The sequence below is a fragment of the Agromyces sp. NPDC055661 genome (assembly GCF_053618135.1).
The window spans coordinates 645,783-659,467 of the sequence record NZ_JBSHHC010000001.1; the positions used below are offsets into that span (position 1 = coordinate 645,783).

The following is a 13,685-nucleotide window of genomic DNA, read 5'->3' on the forward strand; positions in this document are numbered from 1 at the left end:
CCACCCCCCCTACAACTGCCTCTGGGGTCGCCGGCCGGGGGGGCCCCCCTTTTTTCATCCCCCCCCCCCCACCCGCGGGGGGGCCCGGGGGCCCCCGGGGCCCCGGCCCCCACCCCGACACCCCGCCGCAGGTCGGCCAGGAGCCGGAAGCGCGCCGAGATCGCCCTCTTCGTCGGCCCGGCGCTGATCCTGTTCCTCGGCTTCGTCATCCTGCCCGTGATCCTCGCGGCGGTGTACAGCTTCTACAACCTCCCGCAGGCGTTCCAGTGGGACGACCTCGCGGATCCGGCCCGCTTCATCGGCCTCCAGAACTACGTCCGCGCCCTCAACGACCCGGTGTTCCTCGGCGCGGTCGGCCACAACTTCTTCATCCTCGGCGCCTCCCTGCTCATCCAGGGCGCGATCGCCATCGGCGTCGCGCTGCTGCTCAACCGGCGCATCCGCGGACGGGCTGCGCTGCGGCTGCTCATCTTCGTGCCGTACGTGCTCGCCGAGGTCATCGCGGGCCTCTCGTGGAAGCTCCTCCTCCAGCCGACGGGCGGCGTGAACGCCCTGCTCGAGTCGCTCGGCCTCGGCGCCCTCCAGCAGAACTGGCTCGCCGACCCCGAGATCGCCCTGTGGACGATGTTCTTCATCCTGACGTGGAAGTACGTCGGGTTCGCCATCCTGCTCATGCTCGCCGGCCTCCAGGGCGTGCCCGAGGAACTCGCCGAGGCCGCGTCGATCGACGGCGCGAGCTGGTGGCAGGTCCAGCGGCACATCACGATCCCGCTGCTCGGCCCGACCATCCGGATCTGGGCGTTCCTGTCGATCATCGGCTCGCTCCAGCTCTTCGACATGGTGTGGGTCACCACGCGCGGCGGTCCCCTCAACGCCACGCAGACCATGGCCACGTACATGGTCGAGAAGGGCCAGTTCGGCGGCCAGCCCGGCTACGGCAGCGCCATCGCCGTGATCCTGTTCCTGATCTCGCTCGTCATCGCGCTCGTGTACCAGCGCTTCGCCCTGCGCCGCGACCTCGCCGGCGCCGTCACCCGAGGGGTTCGCTGACATGACCGCCACCACCGCCATCACCACCGAGGGGCGCGGCGCACCGCACGTGCCCGCGGGCCGGCGATTCGACTGGGGCCAGCCGTTCGTCTACCTGATCGCGCTCGTCATCGCGGCGATCGCCATCGGTCCGGTGCTCTACGTCTTCATCGGCGGATTCCGCACCACGGCCGACCTCAACGCGAACCCGGCCGGGATGCCCGACCCGTGGACCCTGCAGAACTGGTCGACCGTGCTCGGCTCGCCCCGGTTCTGGGGCAACGTGCTCGCGAGCTCGATCCTCGCCATCGCGACCACCGCGGGCGTCGTCGTGTTCGGGATCATGGCCGCGTTCGTCATCGCGCGCTACGAGTTCCGCGGGCGCACCGGGCTGTACAGCCTGTTCGCCGCGGGGCTGATGTTCCCGCTCACGGTCGCGGCGCTGCCGCTCACGCTGATGCTGCGCACGCTCGGCCTGCACGGCTCGTACCTGGGCGTCATCATCCCGAGCATCGCGTTCGCGCTGCCGACGACGATCATCATCCTCGTGCCGTTCCTGCGGGCCATCCCCGACGAGCTCGAGGAGGCCGCCGCGCTCGACGGCACCGGCCGGATCGGCTTCTTCTGGCGCATCCTGCTGCCGCTCTCGATGCCCGGCCTCGTCACGGTCGGGGTGCTCGCCTTCATCGGCAGCTGGAACGGCTACCTGCTGCCGCTGCTCGTGATCTCGACGGGCAGCCTGCCGCAGGAGCTCTGGCCCCTGCCGCTCGGCGTCACGCAGTTCTCGACGCAGTACTCGCAGGACACGGGAGCCGTGCTCGCCTACACGTCGCTCGCGATGATCCCGGCGCTCGCCTTCTTCCTGTTCGCGGAGAAGCGCATCGTCGGCGGGCTCACCGGGGCGGTGAAGGGATGACCGACCAGCGGACCGCACGGGGCATCCCCCCGTGGCAGGATGCCGCGGCATCCGTCGCCGACCGTGTCGAGGCGATCATCGCCGAGCTCACGCTCGAGGAGAAGATCGCGCAGCTGTACGGCGTGTGGGTCGGCGCCTCGGCCGAGGGCGGCGACGTCGCCCCGAACCAGCACGAGATGATCGGCGACGTCGACCTCGACGAGCTCCTGCCGAAGGGACTCGGGCAGCTGACCCGGCCGTTCGGGACGGCGCCCGTCGACCCGGGCGTCGGCGCGCTCTCGCTCGCCCGCACGCAGCGACGCATCATGGCGGAGAGCCGACTCGGCATCCCCGCTGTGGCGCACGAGGAGTGCCTCGCGGGCTTCGCGGCCTGGGGCGCGACCGCCTATCCGGTGCCGCTCTCGTGGGCGGCGACGTTCGACCCCGAGCTCATTGAGCGGATGGCGCGGCGCATCGGCGACGACCTGCGTTCGGTCGGCATCCACCAGGGCCTCGCGCCCGTGCTCGACGTGGTGCGCGACGCGCGCTGGGGCCGGGTCGAGGAGACCATGGGCGAGGACCCGTACCTCGTCGGCACAGTCGGCGCGGCGTACGTGCGCGGGCTCGAGTCGGCGGGCGTGGTCGCCACGCTCAAGCACTTCGTCGGCTACTCCGCCTCGAAGGCCGGACGCAACCTCGCGCCCGTCGCCGTCGGACGACGCGAACTCGCCGACGTGCTGCTGCCGCCGTTCGAGATGGTCGTGCGCGACGGCCGGCCCCGGTCGGTGATGAACGCGTACACCGACCTCGACGGCGTGCCCACGGCGTCGGATGCCTCGCTGCTCACCGAGCTCCTCCGCGACACGTGGGGCTTCGAGGGCACGGTCGTCGCCGACTACTTCTCGGTGGCGTTCCTGCAGACCCTGCACGGCACGGCCGGGTCGCTGGCGGATGCCGCGGCCGCGGCCCTCGAGGCCGGCATCGACGTGGAGCTCCCGACCGTGCACGCCTTCGGCGCTCCGCTCGTGGCGGCCGTCGCCGACGGTCGGCTCGACGTGGCGGTGCTGGATCGGGCGCTGCGCCGCGTGCTCGCGCAGAAGGTCGGGCTCGGCCTGCTCGACGCCGACTGGGATCCGCTGCCGCCGGCACTCGCCGGCCGCGCCGACGACATCGACGCGGTGCGCGGCACGATCGACCTCGATCCCCCGGGGAACCGGGCGCTCGCGGCCGAGATCGCCGAGCGCGCGATCGTGCTGCTGCGCAACGACGGGACGCTCCCGCTCGCCGCGCCGCGGCGGATCGCCGTCATCGGCCCGACCGCCGACGACCGGTTCGCCGTGCTCGGGTGCTACGCGTTCCCGACGCACGTCGGGGTCAACCACCCCGAGTCGGGCGACGGGATCGCGCTGCCCACGCTGCTCGAGTCGCTCCGCAAGGAGTTCCCGGGCGCCGAGCTCGCGCACGCCGCGGGCACGAGCATCGACGGCGGCGAGACCGACGGGTTCGCCGCGGCGCTCGAGGCGGCGGCCACCGCCGACGTGGTGGTGCTCGCGCTCGGCGACCGGGCCGGCCTGTTCGGCCGCGGCACGAGCGGCGAGGGCTGCGACGCCGAGTCGCTGCAGCTCCCCGGCGCCCAGGCGGCGCTGCTGGAGGCCGTGCTCGACGTCGGCGTGCCGACGGTCGTGACGCTGCTCGCCGGGCGCCCCTACACGCTCGGCACGGCCCCCGACCGCGCGGCGGGCATCCTCGAGGCGTTCTTCGCGGGCGAGGAGGGGACGCGCGCGTTGGCGGGCATCCTCAGCGGCCGTGTGGAGCCGAGCGGCCGGCTGCCCGTGTCGGTGCCGGCGTCGGCGGGCGTGCACCCGTCGACGTACCTCGCGGCGCCGCTCGAGCGTCGCAACGGCGTCTCGAACATCGACCCGACCGCGCGCTATCCGTTCGGCCACGGCCTCACGTACACCGTGTTCGAGTGGGAGGGCGCCGGCGGCGGGGCATCCGAGATCGCGACCGACGGCGAGGCCGACGTGCGCGTGCGCGTGCGCAATGCCGGCGAGCGCCCCGGCGTCGAGGTCGTGCAGCTCTACCTGCACGACCCCGTGGCATCCGTCGTGCGACCGGTGCAGCGGCTCGTCGGGTACGCGCGCGTCGAGCTCGAGCCCGGCGAGGTCGCCGACGTGCGGTTCACGGTGCCGGCCGACCTCGCGTCGTTCACGTCGCGCGACGGCGTGCGCATCGTCGAGCCGGGCGAGCTCGTGCTCAGCCTCGGCCGCTCGAGCGGCGACCTGCCGCTCGCGACCACGGTGCGCCTGACGGGTCCGGTGCGGGTCGTCGACCACACCCGGCGCCTGCACCCCGACGTGGTCGTGCGACGGATGCCGCGGCCGGCCGTCCTCGCGGAATGACCCGGCGCCGCCGGCCGGAGCCCTCCCCGCTCCGGCTGGCGGCGCTGTCGTCGGTCCGTCGCGTGTCCCCTGCCGTTTGTTACCCGATTCGGTGTTCCGGAGCGACGCGCCGGACACGGCCGGCGCGACACGGCGTGTCGGTCCGAAACACCGAATCCGGCAACAGGGCGGAGCCGCCAGGCGGGCGCGGAGCCGCAGGCGGGCGCGGAGCGGCCAGGCGCGCGGATGCGGCGGGCGCTGCTACGCCGCTGGTGGCGCCGTGCTGTCGCGCACCACGAGGCTCGTCGCGAGGTCCATGCGCGGCGTCGACTCCACCGTCTCCTCGGCGAGCCGCAGCGCGAGCAGCACCGCCTCCTCGCCCATGCGGCGCAGGGGCTGGTGCACGGTCGTGAGCTTCGGGGTCAGCCAGCGCGCGAGCGGGATGTCGTCGTAGCCGACGACCGAGAGGTCCTCGGGCACGCGGATGCCGCGCTCGCGTGCCGCCTCGAGCACGCCGAGCGCCTGCATGTCGCTGCCCGCGAAGATCGCGGTCGGCCGCTCGGGGCCGTCGAGCACCTCGCGAGCCCGGTCGCGACCGCCGGAGGTGTGGAAGTCGCCGAACCGGATCCACTCGTCGCGGATGGGCAGGCCCGCCGTGTTCATCGCCGAGCGGTAGCCGTCGAGGCGCGCGAGGGAGCACATCATGTCCTCGGGCCCGGTGATCGCCGCGATGCGCCGATGGCCGAGCTCGATGAGGTGCCGGGTGGCGGCCAGGCCGCCCGACCAGTTCGCCGAGCCCACGCTCGGCACGTCGGGGGATGGGTCGCCTGCCGGGTCGACGATGACGAACGGGATGGCGCGCGCCCGTAGCTGCTCCCGGTACTCGGGCGCGAGCTCCGAGAACACGAGGATGACGCCGACGGGCCGACGGCGGATGACGCCCTCGATCCAGTCGGGATCGGGCGCGTGCCGGCTGCCGCTCACCGTGAGCACGACGCTGAGGCCCTCGGCCTTCGCGACCGACTCGACGCCGCCGATGAGCTCCATCGACCAGATCGGGTCGAGCTCGTGGAAGACGAGCTCGATGAGGTCGGCGTGCGCCTCCGAGCGACCGGCGCCCCGGCGCACGTAGCCGCGGTCGTGCAGGAGCCGCTCCACGCGGGCACGGGTGCCCGGCGCGACATCCGTGCGCCCGTTGAGCACCTTCGAGATGGTCGACAGCGAGACCCCGGCCTCCTCGGCGACCTCGGCCAGCGTGACCCGCTCCCCCACGACATCCGTTGCCATGTTTCGAAGCCTAGCGCCGAAACTTGCGCCCGCGCGAATCGCGCGAATCAGGATGCCTCGGCACCCCGCACCTCGCCCGCACGCCCGTCCTCGTCGACGACGGGCACGACGGCGCCCTCGCGGATCCACAGGGGAACGGTGTCGAACCCGTGCACCTCGCGGCGCCAGGCGCCGCCCTCGACGACCTCGCGCGTGAACCAGTTCGTCCAGCGGCCGGCGGGCAGGTAGTAGTCCACCTCGCCCGACGGCGAGAACACGGGCGCCACGAGCAGGCTCGGCCCGAGCAGGTATTGCCGGTCGAGGTGGCCCGTCGCCGGGTCCTCGGGGAACTCGAGCTGCATCGGGCGCATGACCGGGCGCCCGGTGCGGTGCGCCTCGTCGCCCGCCTCGACGAGGTACGGGCGCAGCGAGGCCTTGAGCTTGGCGAACGCGCGCGCGACCTCGACCGCGCTCTGGCCCGGCGCCTCCTCGCCCGTGTCGAACGCCCACGGCACGCGGTAGCTCGTCGAGCCGTGCAGCCGGGAGTGGCTCGAGAGCAGGCCGAACGCCAGCCAGCGCTTGAACACCGCCGGGTCGGGGTCGCCCTCGAAGCCGCCGATGTCGTGGCTCCAGTAGCCGAAGCCGCTGAGCGCGAGCGACAGCCCGCCGCGAAGGCTCTCGGCCATCGACGTGAACGTCGACGAGTTGTCGCCGCCCCAGTGCACGGGCATCGACTGGCCGCCCGCGGTCGCCGACCGGGCGAACAGCACCGCCTCGCCGGGGCCGCGCACCTCTTCGAGCACGTCGAAGACGGCCCGGTTGTAGAGCTGCGTGTAGCGGTGGTGCATCGCCTCGGGGTCGCTGCCGTCGTGCCACGCGACGTCGATCGGGATGCGCTCCCCGAAGTCGGTCTTGATCGCGTCGACGCCCTGCGCGAGCAGCCGCCGCAGGTGGTCCTGGAACCAGCGCGTCGCCTCGGGGTTCGTGAAGTCGACGAGCGCCATGCCGGCCTGCCAGAGGTCCCACTGCCAGACGCTGCCGTCGGGCCGGCGCACGAGGTAGCCGTGCTCGACGCCCTCGCGGAACAGTCTCGAGCGCTGCGCGATGTACGGGTTGAGCCACGCGCTCACGCGCAGGCCGCGGTCGTGCAGGCGCGAGAGCATGCCCTCGGGGTCGGGGAACACGGCGGGGTCCCACTCGAAGTCGGTCCAGTGGAACTCGCGCATCCAGAAGCAGTCGAAGTGGAACACCTCGAGCGGGATGTCGCGCTCGGCCATCCCGTCGATGAACGCGTTGACGGTGTCCTCGTCGTAGTCGGTCGTGAAGCTCGTCGAGAGCCAGAGGCCGTACGACCAGTCGGGCACGTGCGCCGGGCGGCCGGTGAGCCGCGTGTAGCGGTCGAGCACCTCGGCGGGGGTCGGGCCCGCGATCACGAAGTACTCGAGGCACTCCCCCGCGACCGAGAACTGCACCTGCTCCACGGCCTCCGAGCCGACCTCGAACGAGACGTGCCCCGCGTGGTTGACGAGCACGCCGTAGCCGCGGTTCGTGAGGTAGAACGGCACGTTCTTGTAGGACTGCTCGCTCGACGTGCCGCCGTCGGCGTTCCACACGTCCACGGTCTGGCCGTTCTTCACGAGCGGGCCGAAGCGCTCGCCCAGTCCGTACACGAGCTCCCCGACGCCCAGCGAGAGCTGCGCGTGCAGGTACGCGGATGCCGGGGCGAGGCCGGTCGTCGTGATGCCGGCCACGCCCGCCGGCTCGGCCGCCACGGGCGCGCCGGGCGCCAGCCGCATGTACCCGACCGACTTGTGGCCGCTCGACGTGTAGGTGCCGCCGTCGTGCTCGAACGAGAGGTCCCACGGTGCACCGCGCCGGATGCGCGCGCGCAGGGAGCCGGCGTCGATCACGCCGCCCTCGTCGTCGATCGCGATGACCGGGCGGTGCGCGGCATCCGACCCGATGCCGAAGCCGACGTCGCGCGGCGTGCCGCAGTGGTGCTCGATGCGCACGCGGATGACGCCCTCGGCCGGGCTCGCGAGCGAGACCGTGAGCATCGGCCGGTTGAGCGTGTCGCCCCGCGTCGCGACGACGCGCGTCGGCGCCCAGGCGACGAGCTCGTCGCCGTCGACCGCGAGGTCGCGCGCCTCCTGTGCGTAGAGGGCCTCGACGCCGGGCCGGGTGTGCCAGAACCCATCGGTGAACTTCATGACTACTTGACTGCTCCTGCGGTGATGCCCCGGGTGAGGGTGCGTTGGAAGATGAGGAAGAACACCAGGGTCGGGATGAGCCCGAGCAGCGCCGAGGCGCTCGTCGTCGTGACGTCCATCAGCCGGTCGCCCTGCAGCACGGTGATCGCCACCGGCACGGTCTGCGTGTCGTTCGACACGAGGAACGTGAGCGGGATGAGGAACTCGTTCCACGTCCAGATGAAGAAGAAGATCAGCAGCACCGAGAGCGTCGGACGCGAGATCGGGTAGACGACCCGCCAGAGGATCTGCCACCGCGAGGCGCCGTCGAGCGAGGCGGCCTCGAGCATCTCCTTCGGGAAGGTCGAGTAGACCGACGCAAGCAGGTAGGTGCCGAACGCCGACTGGATGACCGTGAAGATGATGATGACCGCCCACTGGCTGTCGTAGAGGCCGACCTGCTTGAACATGAAGTACAGCGGGTAGAGCAGCACCTCCTGCGGCAGCATGTTCGCCAGCAGGATGAGCACGACGATCCAGAGCCGGCCCTTCACCCGGCCGACGCCGAGCGCGAAGGCGTTGAACATCGACAGCGCCACCGCGAAGACGGCGACGAGTCCCGAGATGAACACGCTGTTCCAGAGCTTCTGCGGGAAGTCGACGCGCTCCCAGAACGCGACGATGCCGTCGAAGTAGAACTCGGTGGGCAGCGTCAGCGGGCCCGACGTGTTGTAGTCGGCCGGCGACTTGAACGAGTTGACGAGGATGAGCAGGAACGGGACGGCGATGAAGAAGCCGAGCACGATCGCGACGAGGAGCACGGCCCAGTCGCCGGCGGTGCGCTTCGTGGGGCCGTTCCCGGCGCGGCGCGCGCCGCGGCGCGACGTGCGGCGGCTCGACGGCGGCGGGGGCAGCTCCACCGCGCGGTGGTCGGGGTCGAGTTCCTCGATGATGGCGGTCATCGCTCCTCCTCCTTCTGCTCGACGCGGTTCTGCACGAGGATGAACGCCACGCTCACGGCGGCGATGACGATCGTCAGCGCGGTCGCGATGGTGGCGCCGTAGCCCACCTGCTGCGACTGGAAGAACTCGCTGTACGCGTAGTAGGCCGGCACGATCGTGGCCGTGCCGGGGCCGCCGCCCGTGAGGGCGTACACGGGGCCGAACACCTTGAGCGCGGCGATCGTGCAGGTCAGGGTGACGACGAAGATCTCGGGCCGGATGATGCCGACCGTGATGGCGCGGAACCGCTGGAACCAGTTCGCGCCGTCGAGCTCGGCGGCCTCGTAGAGCTCGGGATCGACCCGCTGGAGCGCGGCCATGAAGATGACGATCGGGTAGCCGAGCTGCACCCAGACCATGATCACCATGATGCTGGCGAGCGCGGTGTCGGGGCTGCCGAGCCAGTTGTGGGCGAGGTCGCCGAGGCCGATCGCCTCGAGCACCTGGTTGAGGGCGCCGTTCTGCGGGCGCAGGATCCAGCCGATGACGATCGCGGCGATGACCGCGGGCAGGATCTGGGGCAGGTAGTAGGTGGCGCGCAGGAAGCTCGCCAGCTTGCCGCCGAACTTCTTGCCGATGAGGTCGAACAGCATGGCGGCGAGCACGAGGCCGAGGAGCGTCGGCACGACGACCATCGCGACGATCATGGCGATCGAGTTGCCGAACGAGGTCCAGAAGACCTCGTCGCCCATCAGCTCGACCCAGTTGTCGAGGCCGATCCACTCGGGCGGGCGGATGCCGCGGTACTCCGTGAAGGTGAGGAAGACGTTCCACCCCAACGGAATCACGACGATGACGGCGAGCAGCGCCAGGCCGGGCACGAGGTAGAGCCAGAACGCGTTCCGGCTGGAGCCCGGGATGAGGCTCTGGGCGCTGCGACGCGGCCGGCGATCGCCGCCGCGCGGCGCGGTCGTGTCGCCGCGCTCCGGCAGGGTCGCCGCCCGCGTGTCGAGGGCGTCGGACATGATGGTTCCTTCCGAGGTGGGTCGAGGGGCGGATGCCGCGGGCGGAGGTGCGCCCGCGGCATCCGTCATCGGGTTCCTGAGCTCGTCGAAGGATCAGCCGACGATGTCCTCGACACCGGCCTGGTACTGCTCGCCGAGCTGCTGCTGCACGTCGGCGGGCGACTTGGTGCCGTTCACCAGCTCCTGGAGCGCGGCGTTCAGCTCGTCGTAGAACGTCGGCGTGGGCCAGTCGGGGTAGAAGGCGATGCCGTCCTTCTCGGTGAGCGCGTTGAAGTTCGCGATGAGCTCCTGCGACTTCGGGTCGGTGATGTCGGCCTCGTCGGCCGCCACGGGCACGCCGCCGTTGTTGCCGAGGATCGCCTGGATCTCGGGGCGCATCGTGATGTCGATGAACTGGTAGGCGAGCTCCTTGTTCTTGGCCTGCTCGGGGACGACCCACATGTTGCCCGCGGATCCCGGCGACAGCTCGGTCTCGGGGAACAGGAACGTGCCCCACTCGAAGTCCGAGATCTCGCTCTGGAAGCGGCCGTACCACCAGCTGCCCGAGAAGAAGATCGGGTAGTCGCCGCTGATGAAGCCGACGCCGGCGTCCTCGGCCTTGAGGCCGCTCGAGTCGGCGGAGATGTAGCCCTTCTCGGTCCAGTCCGCAACGGTCTCGGTCGCGTAGCTGATCTCGTCGCCCGTCCAGTCGACGGGGTTCTCGTAGAGCTGGTAGTCGTCCACGAACTGCCGGTCGGCCTTCGAGAGCGCGAGCTGGTACCAGAGCTGGCCGAGCGGGTACTCCGCGGCCGACTCGGCGAGCGGGGTCACGCCCTGAGCGGCGAAGGCCGCGAGCACGTCCTCGAACTCGTCGAGCGTCGTCGGCACCTCGAGGCCGGCAGCCGCGAACGCGTCCTTGTTGTAGTAGACCTCGACGAACTCGCCGTAGTTGGGCACGCCGTACCAGCTGCCCGAGCCCATGATGCCGTCCTCGTCGTACTTCGCCGTGGTCTGCAGCGACGGGGCCAGCTGGTCGTCCCAGCCGTACTCCTCGACGGCGTCGTCGAGCGGGGTGAGCAGTCCCTGGCTCGAGAGGAGGCCCGCGGTCGCGTTGCCCTTGTTGTACTCGAGCAGGTCGGGGGCCTCGTTCGAGTTGAGCACCTGGCTGGCGGTCGAGCGGATCTGCTCGAAGCTCTTCTCCTCGAACTCGACGGTCGCGCCGGTCTCCTCCTCGAAGACCTTGATCGCCTCGTCCCAGGCCTTGCCCATGGCGCTGTCGGCGCCCTCGTAGTGCCAGAGCCGCAGCGTGTCGTCGTCGGCTTCCGAGCCGCCGCCGGAGCAGCCGCTCAGGGCGAGCGCCGCGGCCGCGAGCGACGCGGCGACAGCGAGGGTTCTGGTGTGCTTCATTGCTACCTCCGTGGGGGATGTGGTTGTGGTGTTCCTGTGTGCGTGGATTGAGTTTGAGATTTGTCGAAGCGCTTCGATAGCAGGCCGCGAAGCACCCCGGCAGGGTGGGCGCCGTCGCCCGTCAGGGCGGTGGCGCGGTCGAGCCCCGTTCCTGGTACCCGGGCTCGATGAGGTGCACGCCGGGGGCGACGTCGTCGCCCTCCACGAGCCGCATGGCGAGGTCGACCGCGAGGTCGCACGACGCCTGCGGCACCAGCGGCACCGAGTCGATGGGCGGATGGAACGCCGTGGTGTCGAACGTCGCGCCGACGGACACGACCGACACGTCGTGCGGCACGGCGAGGCCGCGCCGGGCGACCTCGTCGAGCACGGCGGCGTGCGCCGCGTCGTCGCAGTGCAGCACGAGTGCGGTCGCGCCGCCGTCGAGGAGCGCCCGCACCGAGGCGCGCACCCCCTCGCCGCGTCGGCCGTTCGGCTCGGGCAGCTCGACGGATGCCGCGAGCCCGCGGTCCGCGGCGCGGGCCTCGAAGCCCGCCCGCACGCGCGGCGGGAAGTTCGACTTCTCGTAGGCGACCGGCGCGTGGCCGACGAGCCCGATGGAGCGATGGCCGAGGTCGGCGAGGCGATCGACGGCGAGGGCCGCGGCCGCCTCGAAGTCGAGGTCGACGCACACGAGCCCCTCGTGGTCGTCGGGCACGCCGATGAAGACCGACGGCAGCGAGATGCGGCGAGCGAGGTGGACCCGCTCGTCGTCGGGGGCCACGTCGAGCACGATCACGCCGTCGACGAGCCCGCTCGAGGCGACGCGGCGCATGCCGACCGAGGCCTCCTCCTCGGTGAGGAGCAGGATGTCGTAGTCGAAGCGCCGGGCGGCGATCGAGGTCGCGAGCACGAACGCCATGTGGGTCGGCGCGTGGGTGTCGGCGCGGAACGGCTCCGTGAGCGCGAAGATGTTCGTACGGCGCCCGGCGAGCATGCGCGCGCCGGCGTTGGGCCGGTAGTCGAGGTCGCGCACGGCCTGCTCGATGCGACGGCGCGTCTCGGCGGAGATCGTGCGCTTGCCGCTCAGGGCGTACGACACGGTGCTGATCGACACACCGGCGGCCTTGGCCACCTCGTGGATCTTCGCCATGTCGGACTCCATCGTCTAAACGTTTCGATCGGTTCGACGGGAACTGTACGCACATGTCGAAGCGCTTCGCAAGGGTTTTGTGGAATTTCCGAACAAATGGCTGCCGGCGCCTGCGGACTTGCGCGGAAGGCGGCCGGGGCTTTATGTTGTATCTGCCAACAAATCACCGATGACGCTGAAAGGCGGATCACCCATGGCCAGCGCGCCCACCCGCGACCACAAGTTCTCCTTCGGCCTCTGGACCGTCGGCTACAACGGCACCGACCCCTTCGGCGGCCCGACGCGGAAGCCCCTCGACGTCGTGCACGTGGTCGAGAAGCTCGACGAGCTCGGCGCCTACGGCCTCACCTTCCACGACGACGACCTGTTCGCGTTCGGCTCCTCCGACGCCGAGCGCCAGACGCAGATCGACCGCCTGAAGGGCGCGCTCGAGGCCACGGGCGTCATCGTGCCGATGGTCACCACCAACCTCTTCAGCGCCCCCGTGTTCAAGGACGGCGGCTTCACGTCGAACGACCGCCAGGTGCGCCGCTTCGCGCTCCGCAAGGTGCTGCGCAACATCGACCTCGCCGCGGAGCTCGGCGCCAAGACGTTCGTCATGTGGGGCGGCCGCGAGGGCGCCGAGTACGACGCCGCGAAGGACATCCGATCCGCTCTCGAGCGCTACCGCGAGGCCGTCAACCTGCTCGGCGACTACGTGACCGACAAGGGCTACGACCTGAAGTTCGCGATCGAGCCGAAGCCGAACGAGCCCCGCGGCGACATCCTGCTGCCCACGGTCGGCCACGCGCTCGCGTTCATCGACTCGCTCGAGCGTCCTGAGCTCGTCGGCCTCAACCCCGAGGTCGGCCACGAGCAGATGGCGGGCCTGAACTTCGCCGCCGGCATCGCGCAGGCGCTGTACCACGGCAAGCTCTTCCACATCGACCTCAACGGCCAGCGCGGCATCAAGTACGACCAGGACCTCGTGTTCGGCCACGGCGACCTGCACAACGCGTTCGCCCTCGTCGACCTGCTCGAGAACGGCGGCCCCAACGGCGGACCGGCCTACGAGGGTCCCCGCCACTTCGACTACAAGCCGAGCCGCACCGAGGACGAGACCGGCGTCTGGGACTCCGCGGCGGCGAACATGCGCACCTACCTGCTGCTCAAGGAGCGCGCCGCGGCCTTCCGCGCCGACCCCGAGGTGCAGGAGGCGCTCGAGGCCGCCAAGGTGCTCGAGCTCGCGCAGCCGACCCTCGGCGACGGCGAGTCGTACGACGACCTCCTCGCCGACCGCTCGGCGTTCGAGGACTTCGACGCGTCGGCGTACCTCGGCGGCAAGGGCTTCGGCTTCGTGCGCCTGCAGCAGCTCGCCACGGAGCACGTGCTCGGCGCGCGCTGACGTTCCCTCCTGATCCCGGTCGCTGAGCTCGTCGAAGCGCCCCTTCGACGAGCTCAG

The 13,685-nt window shown here is 71.2% G+C and carries 10 protein-coding genes; 4 read left to right on the top strand and 6 right to left on the bottom strand.

Annotated elements, in window-relative coordinates; genetic code table 11:
* Positions 1–21: 21 nt before the first annotated feature.
* The 3 genes from ACWGO8_RS02940 to ACWGO8_RS02950 are packed head-to-tail and all read left to right on the top strand — an operon-like array spanning position 22 to position 4,326.
* On the top strand, positions 22–1,050 hold the full coding sequence (locus ACWGO8_RS02940; protein ID WP_452043508.1) for a carbohydrate ABC transporter permease: 1,029 nt from the start codon (positions 22–24) through the stop codon (positions 1,048–1,050).
* A gap of 1 nt (position 1,051) precedes the next feature.
* Positions 1,052–1,945, top strand: a complete 894-nt coding sequence (locus tag ACWGO8_RS02945) for a carbohydrate ABC transporter permease (RefSeq protein WP_452041641.1) — start codon at positions 1,052–1,054, stop codon at positions 1,943–1,945.
* Positions 1,942–4,326, top strand: a complete 2,385-nt coding sequence (locus ACWGO8_RS02950) for a beta-xylosidase/alpha-l-arabinosidase (RefSeq protein WP_452041642.1) — start codon at positions 1,942–1,944, stop codon at positions 4,324–4,326. Before ACWGO8_RS02945 ends, ACWGO8_RS02950 begins: the two co-directional genes overlap by 4 nt.
* Before the next feature lie 240 nt (positions 4,327–4,566).
* Here the strand turns inward: ACWGO8_RS02950 and ACWGO8_RS02955 are convergent, their stop codons facing one another.
* From ACWGO8_RS02955 to ACWGO8_RS02980, 6 genes are all read right to left on the bottom strand, one after another.
* On the bottom strand, positions 4,567–5,592 hold the full coding sequence (locus tag ACWGO8_RS02955) for a LacI family DNA-binding transcriptional regulator (protein ID WP_452041643.1): 1,026 nt from the start codon (positions 5,590–5,592) through the stop codon (positions 4,567–4,569).
* A 47-nt stretch (positions 5,593–5,639) separates the two neighbouring features.
* Positions 5,640–7,781 carry an alpha-xylosidase gene (gene yicI / locus ACWGO8_RS02960; RefSeq protein ID WP_452041644.1) on the bottom strand — a complete coding sequence of 714 codons (2,142 nt, stop codon included), beginning with the start codon at positions 7,779–7,781 and terminating at the stop codon, positions 5,640–5,642.
* Positions 7,782–7,783: 2 nt separating this feature from the next.
* Positions 7,784–8,722, bottom strand: a complete 939-nt coding sequence (locus ACWGO8_RS02965) for a carbohydrate ABC transporter permease (RefSeq protein ID WP_452041645.1) — start codon at positions 8,720–8,722, stop codon at positions 7,784–7,786.
* Positions 8,719–9,726: a carbohydrate ABC transporter permease gene (locus ACWGO8_RS02970; RefSeq protein WP_452041646.1), complete on the bottom strand. Its 1,008-nt coding sequence runs from the start codon at positions 9,724–9,726 to the stop codon at positions 8,719–8,721. Before ACWGO8_RS02970 ends, ACWGO8_RS02965 begins: the two co-directional genes overlap by 4 nt.
* A gap of 93 nt (positions 9,727–9,819) precedes the next feature.
* Positions 9,820–11,112, bottom strand: coding sequence for an ABC transporter substrate-binding protein (locus tag ACWGO8_RS02975; RefSeq protein ID WP_452041647.1), 1,293 nt, complete (start codon positions 11,110–11,112; stop codon positions 9,820–9,822).
* Between the two features lie 121 nt (positions 11,113–11,233).
* Entirely contained in the window at positions 11,234–12,244 is a 1,011-nt protein-coding gene (locus tag ACWGO8_RS02980) for a LacI family DNA-binding transcriptional regulator (RefSeq protein WP_452041648.1), read from the bottom strand.
* A gap of 193 nt (positions 12,245–12,437) precedes the next feature.
* On the opposite strand from ACWGO8_RS02980, the gene xylA reads away from it, so the two are divergent.
* Complete coding sequence (xylA, locus tag ACWGO8_RS02985) at positions 12,438–13,628, top strand: xylose isomerase (RefSeq protein WP_452041649.1); 1,191 nt, start codon at positions 12,438–12,440, stop codon at positions 13,626–13,628.
* Positions 13,629–13,685: the final 57 nt, after the last annotated feature.